This window comes from Streptomyces sp. NPDC002446, assembly GCF_053595675.1.
This window is the reverse complement of record NZ_JBSFYC010000086.1, coordinates 1-22443: the sequence shown is the minus strand read 5'-3', so window position 1 is coordinate 22443 and position 22443 is coordinate 1. Positions and strand designations below refer to the sequence as shown.

At 72.5% G+C, this 22443-nt stretch carries 20 protein-coding genes and 1 pseudogene; 5 read left to right on the top strand and 16 right to left on the bottom strand.

Annotated elements, in window-relative coordinates:
- Nucleotides 1–105: 105 nt before the first annotated feature.
- The 3 genes from ACWD6P_RS32470 to ACWD6P_RS32460 all read right to left on the bottom strand — a co-directional run bounded on the left by ACWD6P_RS32470 (nucleotide 106) and on the right by ACWD6P_RS32460 (nucleotide 3028).
- Nucleotides 106–804, bottom strand: a complete 699-nt coding sequence (locus ACWD6P_RS32470; RefSeq protein WP_451447775.1) for a DUF4097 family beta strand repeat-containing protein — start codon at nucleotides 802–804, stop codon at nucleotides 106–108.
- 152 nt (nucleotides 805–956) lie between these two features.
- Nucleotides 957–2048, bottom strand: a complete 1092-nt coding sequence (locus ACWD6P_RS32465) for an aldose epimerase family protein (RefSeq protein WP_451447774.1) — start codon at nucleotides 2046–2048, stop codon at nucleotides 957–959.
- Nucleotides 2049–2122: 74 nt separating this feature from the next.
- Complete coding sequence (locus ACWD6P_RS32460; protein ID WP_451447773.1) at nucleotides 2123–3028, bottom strand: SGNH/GDSL hydrolase family protein; 906 nt, start codon at nucleotides 3026–3028, stop codon at nucleotides 2123–2125.
- 323 nt (nucleotides 3029–3351) lie between these two features.
- Between ACWD6P_RS32460 and ACWD6P_RS32455 the strand changes: the two genes are divergently transcribed.
- A complete protein-coding gene (locus tag ACWD6P_RS32455) occupies nucleotides 3352–3846 on the top strand; it encodes a DUF3145 domain-containing protein (RefSeq protein WP_451447772.1) in 495 nt (164 codons plus the stop codon).
- 241 nt (nucleotides 3847–4087) lie between these two features.
- On the opposite strand, the gene ACWD6P_RS32450 is transcribed toward ACWD6P_RS32455, so the two are convergent.
- From ACWD6P_RS32450 to ACWD6P_RS32430, 5 genes are all read right to left on the bottom strand, one after another.
- The gene (locus tag ACWD6P_RS32450) at nucleotides 4088–5374 is read right to left on the bottom strand and encodes a beta-ketoacyl-[acyl-carrier-protein] synthase family protein (protein ID WP_451447771.1); all 1287 of its coding nucleotides are present in this window, start codon (nucleotides 5372–5374) and stop codon (nucleotides 4088–4090) included.
- 77 nt (nucleotides 5375–5451) lie between these two features.
- Nucleotides 5452–5700, bottom strand: a complete 249-nt coding sequence (locus tag ACWD6P_RS32445; protein ID WP_016572342.1) for an acyl carrier protein — start codon at nucleotides 5698–5700, stop codon at nucleotides 5452–5454.
- Between the two features lie 104 nt (nucleotides 5701–5804).
- The gene (locus tag ACWD6P_RS32440) at nucleotides 5805–6851 is read right to left on the bottom strand and encodes a beta-ketoacyl-ACP synthase 3 (protein WP_451447770.1); all 1047 of its coding nucleotides are present in this window, start codon (nucleotides 6849–6851) and stop codon (nucleotides 5805–5807) included.
- A gap of 13 nt (nucleotides 6852–6864) precedes the next feature.
- Nucleotides 6865–7830: an ACP S-malonyltransferase gene (locus ACWD6P_RS32435; RefSeq protein WP_451447769.1), complete on the bottom strand. Its 966-nt coding sequence runs from the start codon at nucleotides 7828–7830 to the stop codon at nucleotides 6865–6867.
- Between the two features lie 89 nt (nucleotides 7831–7919).
- Nucleotides 7920–9104, bottom strand: coding sequence for a PucR family transcriptional regulator (locus ACWD6P_RS32430; RefSeq protein WP_451447768.1), 1185 nt, complete (start codon nucleotides 9102–9104; stop codon nucleotides 7920–7922).
- 58 nt (nucleotides 9105–9162) lie between these two features.
- Here ACWD6P_RS32430 and ACWD6P_RS32425 point away from each other — a divergent pair, with 58 nt between their 5' ends.
- The gene (locus ACWD6P_RS32425) at nucleotides 9163–9834 is read left to right on the top strand and encodes a pirin family protein (RefSeq protein WP_451447767.1); all 672 of its coding nucleotides are present in this window, start codon (nucleotides 9163–9165) and stop codon (nucleotides 9832–9834) included.
- Nucleotides 9835–9889: 55 nt separating this feature from the next.
- Here ACWD6P_RS32425 and ACWD6P_RS32420 read toward each other — a convergent pair whose 3' ends face one another.
- The gene (locus ACWD6P_RS32420; protein ID WP_451447766.1) at nucleotides 9890–10711 is read right to left on the bottom strand and encodes a serine hydrolase domain-containing protein; all 822 of its coding nucleotides are present in this window, start codon (nucleotides 10709–10711) and stop codon (nucleotides 9890–9892) included.
- A gap of 150 nt (nucleotides 10712–10861) precedes the next feature.
- Here ACWD6P_RS32420 and ACWD6P_RS32415 point away from each other — a divergent pair, with 150 nt between their 5' ends.
- Together ACWD6P_RS32415 and ACWD6P_RS32410 are read left to right on the top strand one after the other, a co-directional pair.
- The gene (locus tag ACWD6P_RS32415; protein WP_451447765.1) at nucleotides 10862–11350 is read left to right on the top strand and encodes a MerR family transcriptional regulator; all 489 of its coding nucleotides are present in this window, start codon (nucleotides 10862–10864) and stop codon (nucleotides 11348–11350) included.
- A gap of 4 nt (nucleotides 11351–11354) precedes the next feature.
- A complete protein-coding gene (locus ACWD6P_RS32410; RefSeq protein WP_451447764.1) occupies nucleotides 11355–12371 on the top strand; it encodes an aldo/keto reductase in 1017 nt (338 codons plus the stop codon).
- Nucleotides 12372–12529: 158 nt separating this feature from the next.
- Here the strand turns inward: ACWD6P_RS32410 and ACWD6P_RS32405 are convergent, their stop codons facing one another.
- The 7 genes from ACWD6P_RS32405 to ACWD6P_RS32375 form a co-directional block, all read right to left on the bottom strand.
- On the bottom strand, nucleotides 12530–13768 hold the full coding sequence (locus ACWD6P_RS32405; RefSeq protein WP_451447763.1) for an acyltransferase family protein: 1239 nt from the start codon (nucleotides 13766–13768) through the stop codon (nucleotides 12530–12532).
- 73 nt (nucleotides 13769–13841) lie between these two features.
- Nucleotides 13842–15008: an alpha/beta hydrolase gene (locus ACWD6P_RS32400; protein ID WP_451447762.1), complete on the bottom strand. Its 1167-nt coding sequence runs from the start codon at nucleotides 15006–15008 to the stop codon at nucleotides 13842–13844.
- A 182-nt stretch (nucleotides 15009–15190) separates the two neighbouring features.
- Nucleotides 15191–15868 carry a response regulator gene (locus tag ACWD6P_RS32395; RefSeq protein WP_451447761.1) on the bottom strand — a complete coding sequence of 226 codons (678 nt, stop codon included), beginning with the start codon at nucleotides 15866–15868 and terminating at the stop codon, nucleotides 15191–15193.
- Nucleotides 15865–17256, bottom strand: coding sequence for a sensor histidine kinase (locus ACWD6P_RS32390; protein ID WP_451447760.1), 1392 nt, complete (start codon nucleotides 17254–17256; stop codon nucleotides 15865–15867). Before ACWD6P_RS32390 ends, ACWD6P_RS32395 begins: the two co-directional genes overlap by 4 nt.
- A 189-nt stretch (nucleotides 17257–17445) precedes the next feature.
- Nucleotides 17446–18327, bottom strand: a complete 882-nt coding sequence (locus ACWD6P_RS32385) for a DUF4429 domain-containing protein (RefSeq protein WP_451447759.1) — start codon at nucleotides 18325–18327, stop codon at nucleotides 17446–17448.
- A 210-nt stretch (nucleotides 18328–18537) separates the two neighbouring features.
- Nucleotides 18538–19752, bottom strand: a complete 1215-nt coding sequence (locus tag ACWD6P_RS32380) for an alpha/beta hydrolase (protein ID WP_451447758.1) — start codon at nucleotides 19750–19752, stop codon at nucleotides 18538–18540.
- Between the two features lie 212 nt (nucleotides 19753–19964).
- A complete protein-coding gene (locus ACWD6P_RS32375) occupies nucleotides 19965–20624 on the bottom strand; it encodes a TetR/AcrR family transcriptional regulator (RefSeq protein WP_451447757.1) in 660 nt (219 codons plus the stop codon).
- A gap of 116 nt (nucleotides 20625–20740) precedes the next feature.
- Between ACWD6P_RS32375 and ACWD6P_RS32370 the strand changes: the two are divergent.
- Nucleotides 20741–22403 (top strand): annotated as a pseudogene (locus tag ACWD6P_RS32370) (MFS transporter).
- Nucleotides 22404–22443: the final 40 nt, after the last annotated feature.

The window sequence follows — 22443 nt, the reverse complement described above, 5'->3', positions numbered from 1 at the left end:
GGGCGCCGCTGCCCGGAGGCGCTCCCGCCCGGTCATGAGATCACCGCCTTCACGGGGCCACCGCCTTCATGGGGCCACCGCCGTCACAGGGCCAGACCAGCACCGTCATGAGGTCACCACCGACACGTCCCCGCCGCTGGTCCGCGCCGTCACCTTGTGCGCGGACCGCTCGTCCTTCGGCACGGAGACCTTGCTGGTGCCGCCGCTGGTGGAGGCGTCCACCGCGTAGCCGGCCTTGGGGAGGCGGATGGTGATATCGCCTCCGCTGGTGCGCGCCGAGACGTCGTCGGGCACGGAGGTCAGCGCGAGGTCCACATCGCCGCCGCTGGTCTTCACCTTCGCCGTACGGGCGGCGGAGTCCTCGACGGTGATGTCGCCGCCGCTGGTCTCCGCGGTGATCTTCCCGGCCGTGCCGCGGATGGTGATGTCGCCGCCGCTGGTGTGCAGCTCGACCGAGGCGTCCCGCGGCAGCAGTACGCGGAAGCCCACCTCGCACTTTCGCCCCATGCCGCAGTCCTCGGCCTTCAGCGTCAGCACGCCGTCCTTGACGCTGTGCTCCGGCGTCGGCTTGCTGTCGTTGTATCTGTACTTCTCCCGCACCTTGACCGACCCGCCGGCGTCGACCGGCACCACCTCGATGTCGCCGCCGTGCGTCGTCGCCGACAGCGCGGTGACCTTGCCCTCGACCGAGTACGTACGCTCCGCCTCCTTCGTCGGGCCGAAACCCGACAGCGAGCAGCCGGTCATCAGCACGGTCAATGCCGCGCAGGACAGGACGAGATGGGGAACGCGGAGGCGGGCCATGATGAGACTTCTCCCGGAGCAGGCGGCGAATCGGAGCCGAACGGAACCGATCACCGACCATCATCGGCCTTCGCCGCCCCGCGGTCGTCGCCGCACGGTATGACCTTTCCGTCACCACACGGTATGACGCTCCCCTAGGGGAACCGGCGCGCTCAGGCGCTCCCCGCCCCCGCCCCCGCCCCCGCCCGCGGTGGCCGCACCGAGAATCCGTACACGGTCTCCGAGCGGTGGCTCGCGCCGGGCCGCAGGACCGTGCTGGGGAAGTCCGGGCGGTTGGGCGAGTCCGGGAAGTGCTGGGTCTCCAGCGCGAGGCCGGCCGCGGGCCCGTAGGGGACCCCGGAGGTGCCGGTCAGGGAGCCGTCGAGATGGCCGGCGGTGTAGAGCTGCAGGCCGGGCTCGGTGGTCGCCAGCTCCAGCGCGCGGCCGCTGCGCGGGTCGTACAGTTCGGCGACCGTACGCGGGCGCTCGCTCACCCCGCCGTCCAGCGCGAAGTTGTGGTCGTAGGCGCCGCCCACCGGGCGCGCCGTGCGGAAGTCGAAGCGGGTGCCGCCGACCTCGGCGGGCGCACCGGGCACCGGGATGCCGGTGCCGTCGACGGGCGTGTACCGGGACGCCGCCAGCCGCAGCTCGTGCCCGGTGGCGCTGCCGCTGCAGTCCCCGCCCAGGTTGAGGTAGGTGTGGTTGGTGAGGCTGAGGACCGTCGGGGCGTCGGTCCGCGCACGGTAGGCGATCCGCAGTGCGCCGCCGCCGGGACCGGCGCAGACGGTGTACCGCACGCGCACGTCCAGGGTGCCGGGGAAGCCCTCCTCGCCGTCCGGGCTGACCCGGTGCAGCTCCACCCCGCCCTCGGTCTCCCGGGCGTTCCACACCACGCGGGAGAAGTTCCCCGGCCCGCCGTGCAGGCTGTGGGGCCCGTCGTTCGGCGTCAGCGGGTAGGTCCTGCCGTCGAGCGTGAAGCGCGCCCCGGCGATCCGGTTGGCGTACCGCCCGACCAGCGCGCCGAAGTACGACCCGCCGTGTGCGACGTACGACGCGAGGTCGGCGAAGCCGAGCGCCAGCTGCGCCCTCGTCCCGTCGCGGTCCGGGGCCTCGATGCTCTGCACGATCCCGCCGTATGTCAGCACGCGCACCCGCAGCCCGCCCGGCCCGGGACCCGCCTTGAGGGTCCAGCGGTCGACGCGGGTCCCGTCGTCCAGTGTGCCGAAGGGTTCCCTGCTGACCTGCGTGCCGACCTGGGTGTTCATGCCCGCGAGCCTATGCCCGGCAGGCCGCCCGGCGTCCTGCGGTGACCGTGCGGGGGTGCGGGGCGCCCTGCGGTCTACGGCTTCTTGCGGGTGATCGTCCGGAACGCCAGCTCCGCCAGCTCCCGCTGGCCCCTGGTGCCCGGGTGGAACCAGTCCCAGGTGCTCAACTGCCGGTCGGTGAAGCGGTAGTCGAAGACCGCGCCGTCGAACCGGCACAGCGGATCCTTGCCGCACTCCGCCGCCAGCGCCGCGTTGTAGGCCATCACCCGCGCGCGCACCTTCGTCCGCCGGTCCTGCGCGGGCTTGGTCAGATCGTCCGGGTCGCGCAGCATCGATCCGCAGATCCCCAGCTTCCACACTTCCTTGCCGAGCGGGTTCTTGCGGCCCTCGGACCACAGCCGCAGCAGGTCCGGCACCGCGGCGACGTACACCTGGGTGTGCGGCAGGGCGCGCCGCAGCGACTTCAGGGACCGCGCGAAGTCGGCCCGGAAGGCGGCCTGCGGGGTCATCGCGCCCACGGTGCGGCGGCAGGCGTCATTGGCGCCGATCAGGACCGTGACCAGTTCGGGCCTGCGCGGGACGGCCGCGGCGATCTGGTCCGGCAGATCGCTCATCAGCGCGCCGGTCTTGGCGAAGTTCCAGCTGTGGGTGGCGGGGTGGGTGACCAGCCGCCGGGCCAGGCTGTCGATCCTGGGGTCGGTGCCGGTGGCCCAGGAGACCTCGGGGCAGTCGGAGAGCACCGTGCAGGCGTCGAAGCCGACGGTGATCGAGTCGCCGAGCGCCGCGATCGAGCCGGGGTCGGTGCGCCATGTGGGCGCCGGTTTCGGCTGCCGTTTGCCCGCGGCGCCGGAGTGCGTTGCGGAGGAGCCACTGCAGGCGGTGAGGGCGATCAGCAGTGCGGCAGCGGCGGTTACGGTGCGTGAGATCCGGTGGCCGGGGCGGTGATGCCGGGGGCGAAAGGGCCGGCCGATCTGCTTCATCCCCTGTCCCCTCCGGCGTGCGAGTGATATCTCTTCGGGTACCGACGGTACGTCACCCCCTCGCCCGGGACCGCGCGGTAGCTTTGCCCCGTGCCTGCCGGGCGGTGACCCAAAGTGGCAAGTGCAGTCGGCACAGACAAATTACATCACGTCATTTCCTGTCCCTTTTGCGGCAAATTCCGCCTAATGGTGTTTACTGTAGGTCACCTCGCATGCTGGTGCCGAAGTGATCACTGGGGCAGAATGGCAACTGTCCCGGCCGCAACCGGAACGGGCACGAGGCCGCTGGGGAAGGCGAACCTCGAACCGCACTGGAGGTCCCGGTGACGACACGTGGAGTTCTGTACGTCCACTCCGCTCCGCGCGCGCTGTGCCCGCACGTCGAATGGGCCGTGGCGGGCGTCCTCGGTGTGCGCGTCAACCTCGACTGGATCCGCCAGCCGGCGTCCCCGGGCACCTGGAGAGCCGAGTTCTCCTGGCAGGGCGAGGTCGGTACGGCCTCCAAGCTGGCCTCCGCGCTGCGCGGCTGGCATCTGCTGCGCTTCGAGGTGACCGCGGAACCCTGCTCCACCGCCGAGGGCGAGCGCTACAGCTCCACCCCCGACCTGGGCATCTTCCACGCCGTCACGGGCATCCACGGCGACATCCTGATCCCCGAGGACCGGCTGCGCGCCGCGGTCGCCCGCGCCGCGCGCGGTGAGACCGAGCTGGCCGCCGAGGTCGCCAAGCTGCTCGGCAAGCCCTGGGACGACGAACTGGAGCCGTTCCGGTACGCCGGCGAGGGCGCCCCGGTGCGCTGGCTGCACCAGGTCGTCTGAGGAGCGCGGCGCCGGTCCGCCGGCTCCGCCGGGTCGTCTGACGCCCGCTCGGCGGCCGCCGCACCAAGGCACCGGCCGCGAAGGGCGAGTTGACCTCCCGTCGGCAGTCCCGGTGCTCGGCCTGCCGTATCTGCGGCTGAAATCCGCCCGGAACCTGTCCGGGAAGCACCCCGCGCGGACACGCCGAGGGCCCGCCCGGTGCAGCTCACCGGACGGGCCCTCGGCGTGTGTGGCGCAGGTGTCAGACCGTGCGGAAGGCGAGCACCACGTTGTGGCCGCCGAAGCCGAACGAGTCGTTCAGGGCCGCGATCCGGCCCTCGGCGGGCAGCTTGCGGGCCTCGCCGCGGACGACGTCCGCGTCGGCCTCCGGGTCGAGCTCGTCGATGTTGATCGTCGGAGGAGCCGTCCGGTGGTACAGCGCCAGGATCGAGGCGACCGTCTCGATACCGCCGGCGCCGCCCAGGAGGTGGCCGGTCATCGACTTCGTGGCGGAGACCGCCATGTGGTCGGTGTCGTCGCCGAAGACCTTGCGCAGCGCCTTCAGTTCGGCCAGGTCGCCCTGCGGGGTCGAGGTGGCGTGCGCGTTGACGTGCACGATCTCCGCCGGGTCGAGGTCGGTCGCGTCGAGCAGGTTCTGCAGCGCGTGCGCGATGCCGTTGCCGGACGGCTCGGGCTGCACGATGTCGTGGCTGTCGGCGGAGATGCCCTGGCCGACGGCCTCGGCGTAGACCCTGGCGCCGCGCCTGGCGGCGTGCTCGGCCGACTCCAGGACGATGACGCCCGCGCCCTCACCCATGACGAAGCCGTTGCGTGCGACGTCGAAGGGGCGGGAAGCGCCCTCGGGGTCCTCGTTGTTCTTCGACATCGCCATCATGTTGCCGAACGCGGCGATCGGCAGCGGGTGGATGGCCGCCTCCGTACCGCCCGCGACGACGATGTCGGCACGGCCCGTACGGATCATCTCGATGGCGTAGCCGATCGCCTCGGAGCCGGACGCACAGGCGCTGACCGGGGTGTGCACACCCGCGCGGGCGTTCACGTCCAGGCCGACGTTGGCGGACGGTCCGTTGGGCATCAGCATCGGCACCGTGTGCGGAGAGACGCGGCGGACGCCCTTCTCCTTGAGGATGTCGTACTGGCCGAGCAGGGTGGTCACACCGCCGATACCGGAGGCGATGACGGTGCCGAGCCGGTCGGGGTTGACCGAGCCCGCCGCACCGGCGGCCGCGTCGGGCTCACCGGCCTTGGCGGTGAAACCGGCGTCGGCCCAGGCCTCGCGGGCCGCGATCAGCGCGAACTGCGCCGAGCGGTCCAGCTTGCGGGCCTGTGCCCGGGGGAGGACCTCCGACGGGTCCACGGCCGCCTGAGCGGCGATCCGGACGGGCATGTCGGCGGCCCAGTCCTGGTCGAGCGTGCTGACACCGGAGCGTCCGGCGAGCAGTGCCTCCCAGGTCGAAGCGCTGTCGCCACCCAGCGGTGTGGTTGCGCCGATACCGGTGACGACCACGGTGCGATTGGTCGCGTTCACGGGAATTCTTACTCCACGGGTAGAGGGGTCTGAATCGACGGCGCCACCGCGGGGTGGCGACATGCGCAGGAGCTGGATCAGCTCTGGTGCTTGAGGATGTAGTCGGTCGCGTCGCCGACCGTCTTGAGGTTCTTGACGTCGTCGTCCGGGATCTTCACGTCGAAGCGCTCTTCGGCGGCGACGACGACCTCGACCATGGACAGCGAGTCGACGTCCAGGTCGTCGGTGAAGGACTTGTCCACCTGGACGTCCTCGGTCGGGATCCCGGCGATCTCGTTCACGATCTCGGCGAGACCCTTGACGATCTCTTCCTGAGTGGCGGCCATGATGGCGCTCCTTCGGTCATTTTAAAGGGAAACTGCGTTACTTGCGGTGAAGATCCATGCGGCGGCCGACGCATCCGGAGAGGTCGGCGCTGCGCAGATCTTGCCTAGGGGAGGGTAACGACCGTCGCGGCGTAGACGAGACCCGCCCCGAAGCCGATGACCAGCGCGGTGTCGCCGCTCTTGGCCTGACCGGTCGCCAACAGCCGCTCCATGGCGAGCGGAATGGAGGCGGCCGAGGTGTTGCCGGTGGTCTCCACGTCGCGGGCGACCGTCACGCTCTCCGGCAGCTTCAGAGTCTTCACCATCGAGTCGATGATCCGCATGTTGGCCTGGTGCGGGATGAAGACGTCCAGGTCGTCCGGGCTGACCCCGGCCGCGTCCAGTGCCTGCTGGGCGACCTTCGCCATCTCGAACACCGCCCACCGGAAGACCGCTTGGCCCTCCTGCGTGATGGCGGGGTAACGGATCTCCTCCAGGGCGGGGCGCGCTTCGGGGCCGTCGCCTCCGGGGAGCGGGGTGGAGCGGTAGACGTCCCAGCCGAGGGTCTGCTTGATGGTCTCGGACTTGTCGCCCTCCGACCCCCAGACCGTCGGGCCGATCGCCGGCTCCTTGGCCGGGCCGACGATCACCGCGCCGGCGCCGTCGCCGAAGAGGAAGGCCGTCGCGCGGTCCTCCAGGTCGGTCAGGTCCGAGAGCCGCTCGACACCGATGACCAGGACGTACTCCGCACTGCCCTCGACCACCATGCCCTTGGCCAGGGTCAGCGCGTAGCCGAAGCCCGCGCAGCCCGCCGAGATGTCGAAGGCGGCCGGCTTGCCGGCGCCGATGCGGTGCGCGATCTCCGTCGCGACGGCCGGGGTCTGCTTGAAGTGCGAGACCGTGGAGACGATCACGGCGCCGATCTGCTCGGGCGTGATGCCGGCGTCGGCGATCGCCTTGCCGGACGCCTCGATCGACATCGTCGCGACCGTCTCGTCGGGACCCGCCCAGTGGCGGGTCGCGATGCCGGACCGCGAACGGATCCACTCGTCGGACGAGTCGATGTGCTTGAGGATCTCCTCGTTGGGCACGACACGGGTCGGGCGGTAGCCGCCGACACCCATGATCCGCGCGTACGGGACGCCCTTCGAGGGTTTGATCTTCGAGGTCATGCGCTTCGGACTCCTATTCGGCCGGTGCAGAGCCTGCTGCGGAGACGACCGATCCCGCTTCGGCGATCAGCTCGCGGGCCGCGTCGAGGTCGTCGGGCGTCTTGAGGGCGAGCGTCCGCACACCGGGCAGCGCCCGCTTGGCCAGGCCGGTGAGCGTGCCGCCGGGGGCGGCCTCGATGAGCGCGGTGACGCCGAGTTCCTTGAAGGTCTCCATGCACAGGTCCCAGCGCACGGGGTTGGCCACCTGGCCGACCAGCCGCTGCACCAGTTCCTGGCCGGAGGAGACCAGCTGCCCGTCCTTGTTGGAGACGTAACGGGTGTGCGGATCGGCGACCGACAGCTGGGTGGTCGCGGACTCCAGGGCCGAGACGGCGGGTGCCATGTGGTGAGTATGGAACGCGCCGGCCACCTTCAGCGGTACGACCCGGCGGGTGCCCTCCGGCTTGTTCTCGACCAGCGCGGCGATCTGCTCGGAGGTGCCCGCGGCGACGATCTGGCCGGCGCCGTTGACGTTCGCCGGGGTCAGGCCCAGCCGCTCCAGATGCGGGATGACGACCGACTCCTCGCCGCCCAGCAGCGCGGCCATGCCGGTCTCGGTGACGGCGGCGGCCTCGGCCATCGCCTGGCCGCGGCGGCGCACCAGCTTCATCGCGGCCTCGTCGGAGACCACTCCGGTCAGCGCGGCGGCGGCGAGCTCACCGACGCTGTGGCCGGCCGCCACGCCGACCTGCGCGGCGAAGTCGTCGGCGGTCGCGAACAGCCGGCGGGCGGAGATCAGGGCGGACGCCACCAGCAGGGGCTGGGCCACCGCCGTGTCGCGGATCTCCTCCTCGTCGGCCTTCGTGCCGTAGTGAACCAGGTCCAGGTCGATGGCTGCCGACCACTCACGGAGCCGGTCTTCGACACCGGGGAGGTCGAGCCAGGGGGTCAGGAAGCCGGGCGTCTGAGCGCCTTGGCCGGGAGCGACGAGTACGAGCACCCTCACACTCTCTCTTGTGGGTGGTTCCGCCCGCCCGTGGGGACAAGGACGAAGAACCATCGGGGGAATTGTTGGTCTCCGACAAAAGTCTAGGCTTGAGCCTCACCGTCAGCCAGACGCCCCAGAATCAGCGCGATACGGAGCGTGAACGCCGAGCGGACATCGGAGGGTGACCAGCCGGTGACGTCCGTCACACGTCGCAGCCGATAGCGCACGGTGTTGGGGTGGACGAACAGCATCCGGGCGGCGCCCTCCAGGCTGCTCGCCTGCTCCAGATAGACGCTCAGCGTCTCCAGAAGGGCCGACCCCGCCTCCTCCAGCGGTCTGTAGATCTCCTCCACCAGCTGGTCCCGGGCGACCGGGTCCGAGGCCATCGCGCGCTCCGGCAGCAGGTCGTCCGCGAGGACGGGGCGCGGGGCGTCGGGCCAGGCCGCGCAGGCCCGCAGCCCGGCGGCCGCGGCCTGCGCGGACCGGGTCGCGGCCAGCAGGTCCGAGACCACCGGACCGGCCACCACCGGACCGGCCGCATACGGGCCGATCAGCGCCTTCGCCGCCTTGAGCGGATTGTCCGAGCCGCCCGCGATCACCACTAGGCGCGAGCCCAGCACACCGGTGAGCACCTGCAGCTTGGCGTGCCGGGCGGCCCGCCGGATCGCCTCCACGGTCAGCTCGCTGTCCCCGTCCGGCGCGGTGCCCAGCACCACGCACACATGCTCCGGGGAGTTCCAGCCCAGTGCCGCGGCCCGCGAGACCGCGCCCTCGTCCGCCTCGCCCGAGAGCACCGCGTTCACCACCAGCGACTCCAGCCGGGCGTCCCACGCGCCGCGCGCCTCGGCGGCCTGCGCGTACACCTGGGCGGTGGCGAAGGCGATCTCCCGGGCGTAGACCAGCAGCGCCTCGCGCAGCACCGACTCGTCCCCGGGGGCCGCGACGTCGTCGATGGCCGCCTCCATGACCTCGATGGTCGTGCGGACCATCTCCACGGTCTGGCGCAGCGTGATCGCCCGGGTCAGCTCGCGCGGCGCCGTACCGAAGACATCGGTGCTGATCGCCTGCGGGGTCTCCGGATGCCTGAACCACTCGGTGAAGGCGGCGATACCGGCCTGGGCGACCAGGCCGATCCAGGAACGGTTCTCCGGTGGCATCGCGCGGTACCACGGCAGCGTGGCGTCCATACGGGCGATGGCCGCGGCGGCCAGTTTGCCGGACGAGTTCTCCAGGCGCCGGAGGGTCGCGGAGTGCGGGTGCGCGTCGCGCGATGCGGGTTCAGACACGGGACAAGCCTGCACTATCGGGGCGAGGAGGTGCGGGGGCGGGGGCTACGGTGGGCCGATGACTCAGGTGCGCAGGGGCCCACAGCGCTATCGGGGCGGCGATCCGGACGCCGGGATCGAGTCGCTGCACGCGTTCTCGTTCGGTCCCCACTTCGACCCGGACAACCTGCGCTTCGGGGCGCTGATCGCGTGCAACGAGGAGCACCTCGCGGCCGGTGCCGGCTTCGACGAGCACCCGCACCGCGACACCGAGATCGTGACCTGGGTGATCGAGGGCGAGCTGACCCACCGCGACTCGGCCGGCCACGAGACCACCGTACGCCCCGGCGATCTCCAGCGGCTCAGCTCGGCGGGCGGCGTACGGCACGTGGAGCGCAACGACGGCGACCGGCCGCTGCGCTTCGTCCAGATGTGGCTGGCGCCGGCACGGTTCGGAGGCGAGCCGTCGTACGAGGTGGTGCGCGGCATCGCCGACAGCACCCCGTACGCGGTCCCGCGGGCCGGCGCCCTGCTGCATGTGCGGCGCCTGGCCGGCGGCGAGCGCACCGCCGTCCCGGACGCCGCACGGGCCTATGTGCATGTGGTGCGGGGCGCGGTGCGGCTCGGGGAGCTGGACCTCCGGGCGGGCGACGCGGCGCGGATCACCGACGGGGCGGGCCTGGAGCTGACGGGCCTGACGGCGTCGGAGTGCCTGGTGTGGGAGATGGCGGCGGAGCCGCCCCTCGCGTGAGCCGGCCGGGCGGGCCCGGATGCCGGGTGCCCGCGCGCGGCGCCGTACGGGACCCTCAGGCCGGCTGCGCCAGCTCGGCCAGCACCGCGTCGGTCAGCTTCGGCCAGACCTCGACCGCCCACGGCCCGAAGGCCCGGTCGCTCAGCGCCACACAGGCGGCCCGGGCGTCCGGGTCCACCCACAGGAAGGTGCCGGACTGCCCGAAGTGCCCGAAGGTGCGCGGCGAGGACAGGGCGCCCGTCCAGTGCGGCGACTTCCCGTCCCGGATCTCGAAGCCCAGCCCCCAGTCGTTGGGCTTCTGGTGGCCGTAGCCGGGCAGCACACCCGTCAGCCCGGGGAAGACCACCCGCGTCGCCTCCGCGAGCGTCTGCGGCGCGAGCAGCCGCGGCGCCTGCAGCTCGGCCGCGAAGCGGATCAGGTCGGCGACCGTGGAGAGGCCGTCCTTGGCGGGCGAGCCGGGCAGCTCGGTCGCGGTCATGCCGAGCGGTTCGAGCACCGCCTCGTGCAGATACTGCGCGAAGGGGATGTCGGTCGCCTTGGCTATGTGGTCGCCCAGCGCCTCGAAACCGGCGTTGGAGTAGATCCTGCGGGTGCCCGGCTCGGCCATCGTGCGCTGCTCGTCGAAGGCCAGCCCCGAGGTGTGCGCGAGAAGGTGACGCACCGTGGACCCCTCGGGTCCGGCCGGTTCGTCCAGCTCGATCGCGCCCTCCTCGACGGCCAGCAGCGCGGCGTACGCGGCCAGCGGCTTGGTCACCGACGCGAGCGGAAACCGCTGCTCCAGGGGGCCGCAGGAGCCGGCCACCGCGCCGTCGGCACGCACCACGGCGGCCGCGGCGGTGGGCACCGGCCAGTTCTCGATCATCCGGAGGCTCTGCATGCCCACGAGCCTAACGGTCCCAAATTCCGGTCAAGTCTGCGTGGGACCGGCGCTTGCTTGGAGTGCACTCGAAGTCTCTAGCGTTGTGGACGTCGAGAGGGCATCCGGCGAGAGCGCCGGGCGACGTCCGGCGAACAGGGGAGACGGGGCATGACGGTGACGCAGAGCGAACCGGCCACGAGCGGCGTGGCCGTGGCCGGCGGACGACCGGGGAGGGTGCGGTCCTGCGGCACCGCGCCGGCTCACCCGCGGCCCGCCGGCCGCGACCAGTACACGATCAGCGAGGTCGCCGAGCACACCGGCCTCAGCGCCCACACCCTGCGCTGGTACGAGCGGATCGGCCTGATGCCGCACGTGGACCGTACGCACACCGGGCAGCGCCGCTTCACCAACCGCGATCTGGACTGGCTCAGCCTGGTCGCCAGGCTGCGGCTGACCGGTATGCCGGTCGCGGACATGGTCCGCTACGCCGAGCTGGTGCGGGCCGGCGAGCGCACCTTCGCCGAGCGGGAGCGGCTGCTGACCGCGCACCGTGAGGACGTACGGCAGCGGATAGCGGAGCTCCAAGCCACCCTGGACGTACTCGACTACAAGATCGACATCTATGCCGACGCCCGCCGGGCGTCCGAGAGGTTCTGAGGTCATGAGCAGCGAGAAGATCGAGACGGTCGAGCTGGGCACCGGCGGCCCCCGGGTCGGGGTGCAGGGCCTGGGCTGTATGGGCATGAGCTTCGCCTACGGCCCGACGGACGCCGACGAGGCGCGGGCCACGCTGGAGCGCGCGCTGGAGCTGGGCGTGACGCTCTACGACACCGCCGACATGTACGGCATGGGGGAGAACGAGAAGTTCATCGCCCCGTTCGTCCAGGCGCACCGCGACGAGGTCGTGCTCGCCACCAAGTTCGCGATAGCGCTCGACCCGGACGACCCGGCCAAGCGGATCATCCGCAACGACCGGGCCTACATCCGCCAGGCCGTCGAGGGCAGCCTCCGGCGCCTGGGCGTGGACGAGATCGACCTGTACTACATGCACCGGCGGGATGTGCACGTCCCGATCGAGGAGACGGTCGGTGCGATGGCCGAGCTGGTCGCCGAGGGCAAGGTCAAGCACCTCGGGCTGAGCGAGGTCACCGGCCCCGAACTGCGCGCGGCGCAGGCCGTGCACCCGATCGCGGCGCTGCAGTCCGAGTGGTCGCTGTTCAGCCGGGACATCGAGAACGGCGTGGTGCCGGCGGCCGCCGAGCTCGGCGTCGGCCTGGTCCCGTACTCGCCGCTCGGCCGGGGCTTCCTCACCGGTGCGTTCGTCAGCGCCGACAAGGAGCTGGGCGCGGACGACTTCCGCCGCCAGCAGCCGCGGTTCACCGGCGACAACGCGGCCGCCAACGCCGCGCTGCTGGAGCCCATTCGCAAGATCGCCGAGGACCGTGGCGCGACCCCCGGCCAGATAGCGCTGGCCTGGGTCCAGCAGCAGGCCGCCGCGTACGGCCTGGCCGTCGTGCCGATCCCCGGCACCCGCAGGCGCACCCGCGTCGAGGAGAACACCGCCGCCACCCGCATCCACCTGACCGAGCAGGAGCTGGCCCTGCTGGAGCCGATCGCGGGTCAGGTGGCGGGCGCGCGCTACGCGGACATGTCGTTCACGTCGGCGGGGCGGGAGTAGCGGGAGGGGGGTAGGGGGCGCTGCCGGAATATCCCCCGCGCCCGCCGCGTTGTGGCCCCGCAGGGGGCGCCCGCAACCCCTAAGGGATCTGTTCGCCTACCCCCTGCGGGCCACCCCCACGACCCCCGCCACCCCCCAACGGGCCCCCACCCCCCGCCCTACGCCACCCCCAGCGCGAAGAGCGCGAACCCGGCCGCCAGGACCCCCGCCAGCGCCCGCCGTGCCCGGGTGACGCCGGTCCAGGGTGCCTCGAAGCGGCGGGTCGTGCGGGCGATCGCCAGCAGGGCCACGGCGAAGACCGGCAGCCAGGCGGCCCGGGCCAGGAGCCAGCCGAGCGTGTCGGGCGCGACGGTCAGGCCCGGCACCGGGCCCAGGAAGGACGCTGGCACGGCGGCCGCCAGCAGCGCCGTCTGATGCCAGCACAGGATCGTCATCGCGGAGAGGTTGACGATCACGACCGGTGCCCACAGCGCGGGCCGCCGCAGGATCCGGGCGAGCCGGTCGCGGAGCAGGACCGCGGCGCCGGACTGGGCCGCGGCCAGGGCCAGGACCAGGAGCGACGGCGGATGGGAGTTCGTACGGTCCTGGCCGGGCACGCCGACCATGCTCGCCGGGTAGTGGAAGAACAGCAGCAGCGCGGCGAACAGCGCGGCCCCGCCGAGCAGCAGCGCCCAGGCCGCGTGCCTGCCGAGCCGCCGCTCGCCCCAGCAGACCCCGAGCTGGTAGGCGAACATCCAGCCGGGGAGCAGGTTCAGCAGGCTCAGCCAGGACGGCATGCCGGACGCGAGGGGCCCGTAGCGCAGGAAGTCCACCGCCGCCACGGCCCCCAGGAGCGGCGCCGAGGCCCAGGCGCCCATCCGCCGTGCCGCGCGGACGCAGTACGGCGTCAGCGCGGTGATCACCGCGTAGACGCCGACGAACCACAGCGGCTGGATCACCAGTGTCGCCCCGGTCCGCAGCGTCGCCTCCGGCACGCCCAGGCCGTACAGGAGCGGCAGCAGCGCCGCCCATACGGCCGTCACCCCGAGCACCGGGCGCCCCAGCCGGACGAGCCGGCCGCGCAGCCAGCCGCCGGCGGACCCGCCCCGCTCCTTCGCGCGCCGGAAGGACAGCACCGATGCATAGCCGCCGACCAGGAAGAAGACGCCGAGCATCTGCAGCGCCCAACTGGCGGGCGAGAGAAAGCCGAAGGCGGTCAGCGGGCTGGCGTTGTGCAGCGCGCCGTCGGCGTCGCGGCTGAACCCGCCGAGCAGCCAGTGGCCGGTGGGTACGGCGAGCAGCGCCAGGGCGCGCAGCCCGTCGATCGCCCGGTCGCGGTCCGCGGGCGTGCGTTCCTCGACGGCGCGGACCGTCCTGCGGGCCGCGCCGCGAAGGGGCGCGAGCAATGCGGTGTCCATGAGGCGTCCTTGAGTCCGTGAGTCCGTGAACCGGGTGAGGGGGCCGCGGCCGGGGCACCGGCCGGGTGCGGCGTCAGTGCACGTCGCCGTAGCGGCCCAGCACGATGGCCGCGAAGTGGTGCAGGGAGTCCGTACCGGGCGCGAAGTAGCCGGTGTGGCCCTCGGCCCGCTCCGCGGAGACATGGCGGGCGCCGAAGCCGGGGTCGGTCGGGTCCGTGCCGTGCCCCAGGCCCAGCAGCTCGACGTGGGGGACGTCGCCGATCCAGTCGGAGGCGTCCCGCGCCGCCCAGACCCGCGCCGGTGAGCGCAGCTCCGCGGCGCTGTCCTGGCGCATACCGGGGGAGCCGAACACGACCAGGTCGGCGATGCCGCCGCGCGCCAGGTGCGGTGCGGCCAGCCCGCAGACCACCGAGCCGTAGCTGTGGCACAGCACGGCCGGGGCGGGGGCGCCGGTGGCGGTCAGCCCGGACAGGAAGCGGGCCAGCCGCGGCGCACCGGCTTCGGCGAGCCGCCCGGTGGCGGCGTCCGGACCGATGCCGACCGGAGTGGTGTACCCGGCCCAGGCGATGACCGCGGTACGCGTCGTGGGCGCGTCGGCGGCCAGTTGGGCCCGCAGCGACCTGGCCATCCCGGTGGGGGTGCCGTACGGGTCCGTCCTGCGGTCGAACGACGCCAGGTCGATGTCCGAGCCCGGTACGAGCACGGCGGTGCGCTCGGCGGTCGTCAGGTCACCGTGCACCTCGGCCACTTGGCCGCGGCCGCGCGGGTCGAAGGCGAGGATCTGCCGTCCGGGCGCGAGCAGTGCGGCGCAGCGGTCGGCCGCCTTCCTGGCCTGCCGGTGGTCCTGGAGGGTGCCGGCCGGGTCGGTGCTGCGGGCCAGCTGGCGGTCCCGTTCCGCCTTGAGGGCACGGGAGTTGGCCTCGTACCGCAGGGCGACGGGCGCACCGTCGAGGTTGCCCACGGTCAGCGGATGCCGGGTGGCGAGCGCATGCCGCTGGGCGCCGGTCAGCGAGGCGAAGAAGCGGGCGACCTCGGCCGGTCGGGCGCTCGCCGGGTCCGGCAGCCGGACGCCGAGGGTGTGGTCGGCGCGCCAGGCGGCGGCGCCGGGCGCGGGTCCGGTGACGGCGGTCTGTGCGGTACCGGCCGCCCAGCCGCCGGTGCCGGCGGCCACGGTCACCGCGAGCGCGGCCCCGATGAGCGTGCGCCGGCCGCGTCCGACGACGGTGCGCAGCACGGACATGGTGGTGTCTCCCTCTCCCGTTGGTGTGGCGGAGGGAAACGTAGGAAGCAGGTGTATGACGCGGCATCACACCGGGGAGCCAACTCCCGGGTGATACCGGGGTAGGGGGTGGGAGCCGCCGCTCGTCCTCACGAAGGAGCGGGCGTCAGGAAGGAGCGGGCGTCAGGAAGGAGCGGGCGTCGTCACCGCTCCCCGGGGGACACCAGCCCCGACTCGTACGCGAAGATCACGGCCTGGGCCCGGTCCCGCAGCTCCAACTTGGCGAGCACGCGGCCGATATGGGTCTTCACGGTCTGCTCCGCGAGGATCAGCGCGTCGGCGATCTCCTGGTTCGACAGGCCGCGGGCGATCAGCTCCAGCACCTCCGTCTCGCGCGGGGTGAGGCCGTTCAGCCGGAGCGAGGCGCGGTCCCTGCGGGGGGCCGGGCGCCGGGCGAAGTCGGCGATCAGCCGCCGGGTCACGGACGGTGCGAGCAGCGCCTCTCCGGCCGCCACGACCCGCACCGCGGAGATCAGGTCCGCCGGCGGGGCGTCCTTGAGCAGGAACCCCGAGGCGCCCGCGCGCAGCGCTTCGTAGACGTAGTCGTCGACGTCGAAGGTGGTCAGCATCAGCACCTTCGGGCGGTGGGTGACGCCGGCGGGCGGATCGAGCAGCCGGCGGGCGGCCTCCAGCCCGTCCATCTCCGGCATCCGGACGTCCATCAGCACCACATCGGGGTGCGTCCGGCGGCTCAGCTCCACCCCCTGCGCGCCGTCCGGCGCATCGCCCACCACGTCGATGTCGCTCTGTGCGGCGAGCAGCGCGGCGAACCCCGCACGCACCATGGCCTGGTCGTCGACGATGATCACGCGCGTGGTCATGCGGAGTCGGCATCCTTCGCTGGGAGGGGAGAGGCGGGGGAGGGCGGTGGGGAGAGGGGGAGCTGCGCGGCGACCCGGAAGCCGCCGTCGGGCAGCGGCCCGGTGTCGAGCGAGCCGCCCACCAGCCGCACCCGTTCCCGCATACCGATCAGGCCATGGCCGGTTCCGGTGGTCTCCAGCGGCGCGGACGGCGCGGGCGGCGCGGAGTTGACGATCAGCAGCGTCAGCCGTGAGCCGTCCGCCGTCGTCGTCACCGACACCCGTGTCGCGGCGCCCGGCGCATGCCGCACCACGTTGGCCAGCGCCTCCTGCACGATGCGGTACGCGGACAGATCCACCGCCGGTTCGAGCGCCGCCCTCTCCTCGGGCAGCCTCAACTCGACCGGCACACCGGCCCGTACGGTGGCCTCGACCAGCTTCGGGAGCATGCCGATCCCGGGCTGCGGGGCCTTCTCCGGGCCGCCCTGACGCTCTGTCTCCTCGCTGCGCAGCACCCCGAGCAGCCGGCGCATCTCGGCCAGGGACTCCCGCGCGCTCGCGGCGATCGCCCCGAACTCGTCCTGCGCCTCCTTGGGGAGCCCGCCGATCCGGTAGGGGGCGCTGTCGGCCTGGACCGTGATCACCGACATGTGGTGGGCGACGACGTCGTGCAGCTCACGGGCGATACGGGTGCGCTCCTCCAGCAGCGTACGGCGGGCCCGCTCGGCCTCGCTGATGGTCTCCTGCTCGATCAACTTCCGCTGGGCGTCGCCGCGTTCCCGCAGCGTGGCGCCCATCAGCAGCATCACGCCGGAGAGCACGAACAGCAGCACCCAGGTGCTCTGGACGCGGTCGGGGGAGATCGGCTCGAAGAGGATGCCCACCGCACCGGTCGTCAGCCACACGGCGATCAGGGTGCGGCGGCGCTCGCGCAGGGACAGCGCCAGCATCAGCGCGAGATAGCCGACGATCACCGTGGGCGGCCAGGGCCAGGGGCGGCCCGCGACACCGTCGACGTAGGTGAGCGCCAGGGCGCCCACCACATCGGCCGCGAAGATCACCCACCAGGCCTGCAGGGGCCGGCTGACCGCGAGCAGCAGCGGCACGGACTGCGCGGTGGCGAGCGCCCCGGCCAGGCCGCCGTTCAGGCCGTACTCGCTGCCGAGGAGATTGACGCCCACCGGCAGCAGGACCACCGTGAACAGGCACGCCACGAGGTACGGCAGGCGGCGCAGCCAGGGGCTCTGGACACTGGCCAGGAGCGGGGTGCCGGGCTCGGTCGGGGTGCCGAGCTCGACGGCGAGGACGCGCAGCGCCTGCCCCGCGGCGCGCAGCGCCCTCGTACGGAGCGGCGGGCGCTCGGGGCCGGGGGCCGGTTCGGGCGGCGGGGGCAGGGATGGTCCGTTCATCGCGGACTCAATGTAAGCGGAGCGTGGCCACCGGGGCGTCATACCGTGGTGCGGGCCTGCACCCCGTACCACGGTATGAGGTCCCCGGACGGCGCCGGCACCGGCAGCGGGCGCTCGCCGAGGCCGGCCGGCACCGGCGCCGGCACCGGGCGCTCGCCGAAGCCGGACGGCGCCGCCTCACAGCTCCGCTCACAGCTCCGCCAGCAGCTCGGCCTTCTTCACGCTGAACTCGTCGTCCGTCAGCAGCCCCGCGTCGTGCAGCTCGCCGAGGTGCCGTATCCGGTCCGCGATGTCCGCCGGGTCCCGGCGCGCGTCCCCGGTCCGCCGGCGCACCGGCTCGCCGTCCGGCGTCTCCCGCGCCGGCTCGACGGCACGGACGGCCTGCAGCACGGAGGCCGCGAACGGCAGCGACTCGTGGACGGGGCCGTAGCCCAGACCGAACACCACGGCGGCCGGGTCCTGGTCCGCCTCGCCGGCCGCCGCCTCGCGGGACCCGCGCTCCAGCAGCCGCAGATAGCCGTTGAAGATCTCCGGCGAGCGCCACTCCACCCCGGCCAGCTCGCCGACCGTGAAGGTCTGGTCGCCGCACTTCCACTTCGCCGACGACGCGCCCGTCCAGAACCAGCGGAAGGCGACCGACCGGCCGTCGAAGGACGCCTTGCCGTCGTACGCCTTGAAGTGCAGCGGGGGCTCCGGCGCGGCCACCAGATGGCGGTCGGCGGGCTCCTTGGCATCGGGACCCAGCGCCGTGCGCAGCTCGTCGGCGTAGTACTCGGCGAGCGTCTGGCGCTCGGCCGGCAGCACCAGCCGGTACGGATCGGCGTCCTCCTTGAGCTGCCCGTTCGCCGCCTCCATCAGCGGATCGGCGCCGTGCCGTGGCACGGCGTGCAGCACCACCGTGCCACGTCTGCCCTCGGTCACCTCGACAGCGCTCAGCGCCTCGTACGGAATGCGTCGCTCGCCGAGCGCCTGGAACAGCTTCGGCCTGCGGATCCCCCGTTCGAAGCGGATGAGTACGGAGTCGGTGTCGAACTCCCAGACGGCGTGAAAACCGGCCAGCACATCACCCATGCGGCTCATCGTATGCGGGCGGTTGCCCGCCCGTCCCCCTTCCGGACACCTGGGGGTGTCTGTCCGGGGCCGCGTCGTCACGCCCCGCGGTCACCCGCTCCGTCCTTGCCCCGTTGACGCCCGCAGTACCGGGCGCGGTTCCCGCGGGCAGGGCCCGTCCCCGGGCGCCGGGCCCTGCCCGCGGCCGCCGGCGGTGCCGCGGTCCGGCGGTCAGGCCGGCTCGGTGCTGCAGTACGGATCGTCCGCGGCGCAGTCCACCGAGCCGATCGCACCGACGCCGACCAGCGCGAAGTTGCGCAGGCTGCGGGTGCCGGGCGTGAAGTAGCCGGCGTGTCCGACGGCGCCGTCGGCGGACAGGATCCGCGACCCGAAGGACGGATCGACCGGGTCGGCGCCGTGGCCGAGCCCGCCGACCTCCAGGTACGGCACGTCCTGGATCCAGTCGTCGGAGTCCCGCATCGCCCATACCCGGGCGTGGGTGCCCAGCCCGGACAGGTTCCCGGCGCGCATGCCGGGGCTGCCCGCCACGGCGATGTCCGCCACGTTGGACGGCAGGTCACGGGCGGCGACGCCGCACACCACGGAGCCGTAGCTGTGGCAGAACAGCGAGACGGCGTCGGCGGACGACAGCGACTTCACCAGGGCGCGCAGCCGGATCGCGCCGGCCTCGGCGAGCTGCCCGGTGGCGGCCTCGACGCCCAGTCCGGACGGCGAGGTGTAGTCGGCCCAGGCGATCACCGCGGTGCGCGTGCCCGGGCGGATGTCCCGCTCGGCGCCGTAGAGGGCGCGTGCCATGCCGACGGGGGCGCTGGTGGCCCGCGCGGTGCGCTCGAAGGTCGTGAGGTTGGTGTCCACGCCGGGGACCACGACCGAGACCCGGTCCGCCGCCGGGAGGTTGCCGAAGACCTCGGCGACCCGGCCGCCGGAGGCCGGGTCGAAGGCCAGGATCTGCCGGCCGGGGCTCATCAGCGACTCGAGGCGGTGCATCAGCCGGCGCGCCTCCTGGCGGCCGACGGGGGTGAGCCGGTGGTCGGTCATGCGCCGTTTCTCGACGGCGCGGGCGTCGTCGATCGCCTTCTTGTTGGCGCGGTAGCGCAGGGGGGCGGGGGCGCCGCCCATGTTGCCGACGGCCAGCGGGTAGCGGGCGGCGAGCTGCTGCTGCTCGGCGCGGCTGAGGGTGGCGAAGAAGGCCCGGAGCGCGGCCGGCCGGCCGTCGGGGTCGGGCAGCGGGCGCCCGAGGAAACTGGCGTGCTTCCAGGCGTCCTTGGCGGTGGCCAGCGGGTTGGCGTCTTCCTTGGTTCCTCTGACGGCGGTCCAGCCGGTCATGGCAAGCATCACGAACACCACCGCCAAGGCGAGTGCCGCGCGCCATGCGGTGGACTGCAGGAAACCGGAGGAGGGGCCGAGGCCCGGGAAGGAAGTCACCGCGAGCCACCCTAGGAGACGTGGCAGCCCGGCTGCTCCGGCCGTGAGTGATCTCACGTTTCACGATGGGTATTTCGACCAAATCGGACATGATTCGTCGATTTCCGGTGCTCAGTCGTGCAGAACCGGACTCATGGGGACGAAAATCGGTTGCGCAGCGGCGGATGGCCGTTACGCGGGGTTGCCGGTGTGCCTCGGCGGCCGGCCCGCGCTCAGTGCCGCGTCCGCCAGTCGTCGTCGATCGCCGGCCGGATGTGGTCCAGATAGGACTCGGTCAGCTCGCGGATGGCCGTCACGCTGCAGTCCTGGCCCTCGCCCCAGACCTTGCCCGCCACCCGCATCACCCCGCTGAACGCGGCGACCAGCACCCGCGGCCGCGGATCGGTGTCCACGTCCAGGTTCTCGCGCCGGGCGATCAACCGCGCTATCTGCTCCTCCAGTTCGGAGGAGCGCCGCAGATGCGCGGCCACCAGCGCGGGCGTCGACTCGATCATCTGGTAGGAGCGCATGTGCAGTTCCACCGGGACCACCGAGGCGATGGCGCTGCCGATGTCGTCCCAGGCCACCATCACCGCGCTGCGCAGCGCGGCCAGCGGGGCCTCCGTCGCGGGGCGCACCCTCAGTTCGTCGAGGAAGCGGGCCTCGACCATCTCCTGGACGGCGAAGACGACGTCTTCCTTGTTGGCGAAGTACCGGAAGTACGTGCGCTGGGAGACGTCCACCGCCTCCGCGATCTGATCGATCGTGGTCGCCTCGTACCCCCGCTCCGTGAACAGCTCCAGCGCCGCGCGGATCAGGGCGTCGCGGGTGCGCTGCTTCTTGCGTTCGCGCAGGCCGCCTGGCAGGGCCGTCTGCGACGTCGGGGTCGCCATCCTGCGCCGCCTTTCCTCGGTGTTCTCGCTGCTCAGGTTACCTGTGAGGGAGATGACAGTTACCGACTCATGAATTGCTTTGTCAACTGTCAGTGGCTGACATTAGCCTTCTACGCATGAGTACTCAGACCCCGGTAGCCGACGCCGCGCCGGAACTTCCCGTACCGGAGCCCCGCAAGGGGCTGCGAGGCCATCCGTGGCTGACCCTCTTCTCCGTGGCCATCGGCGTCATGATGGTCGCCCTGGACGGCACGATCGTCGCCATCGCCAACCCGGCCATCAAGGAGGACCTCGGCGCCTCGCTCGCCGACGTCCAGTGGATCACCAACGGCTATATGCTCGCGCTGGCCGTCTCGCTGATCACGGCGGGCAAGCTCGGTGACCGCTTCGGGCACCGCCAGACCTTCCTCATAGGCATCCTCGGCTTCGCCGCGGCCTCCGCCGCCATCGGCTTCTCGCACGAGGTCACCTTCGTGATCGTCTTCCGTGTGCTGCAGGGCCTGTTCGGTGCGCTGCTGATGCCCGCCGCGCTGGGTCTGCTGCGCGCCACCTTCCCGGCCGAGAAGCTCAACATGGCGATCGGCATCTGGGGCATGGTCATCGGCGCCTCCACGGCCGGCGGCCCGATAGTCGGCGGACTGCTGGTCGAGCACGTCAGCTGGCAGTCCGTGTTCTTCATCAACGTCCCGGTCGGCGTGCTGGCCCTGGTCCTGGGCCTGGTGATCCTCAAGGACCACCGCGCGCAGAACGCTCCGCGCTCGTTCGACATCCCGGGCATCGTGCTGCTCTCCGCGGCGATGTTCTGCCTGATCTGGCCGCTGATCAAGGCGTCGGAGTGGGGCTGGGGCGACGCGAAGACCTGGGGCTTCCTGATCGGCTCGGTGGTCCTCTTCGCCCTGTTCGCCGTCCTGGAGACCAAGGTCCGCGAACCGCTCATCCCGCTGCGGATGTTCCGCTCGCTGCCGCTGACGGCGGGCACGATCCTGATGGTGCTGATGGCCTTCGCCTTCATGGGCGGCCTGTTCTTCGTGACGTTCTACCTCCAGAACGTGCACGGCATGACCCCCGTCGACAGCGGTCTGCACCTGCTGCCCCTCACCGGCATGATGATCGTCGGCTCGCCGCTCGCCGGCGCGCTGATCACCAAGTTCGGCCCGCGCATCCCGCTGGTCGGCGGCATGGTCCTGACCGCCGTCGCCATGTACGGCATGTCCGGCCTGGACACCGGCACCGGCACCGGCCCGATGTCCGTGTGGTTCGCCCTGCTCGGCCTGGGCCTGGCGCCGGTCATGGTCGGCGCCACCGAAGTCATCGTCGGCAACGCCCCGCTGGAGCTCTCCGGTGTCGCCGGCGGTCTCCAGCAGGCCGCGATGCAGGTCGGCGGCAGCCTCGGTACGGCCGTGCTCGGCGCGGTGATGGCCTCCCGCGTGGACAACGAGCTGGCGGTCAACTGGAAGTCGGCCGGCCTGCCGCCGGTCCCGCCCGCCCAGGCGTCCCAGCTGTCCGACGCCGTCTCGGCCGGTATCGCACCGGTCCCGAAGGGCACCCCGCCGCAGTTCGCCGAGAAGATCACCTCCGTCGCCCATGACACCTTCGTGTCCGGCATGGGGCTGGCCTTCACGGTCGCCTGCGGCGTGGCGATCGTCGCGGCCGTCGTGGCGGTCTTCACCAAGCGCGGCGCCAACGCCGAGGCGGGCGCCGGCGTCGGCCACATCTGACCGGCGCCCCCGCGATACAGCGGCGCGCGGCCGGCCGGGGTCGTGTAGCCGCGCTTCTTGAGCTCCTTGAGGATGCCCGGGACGGCCGGCACGGTGCCCTT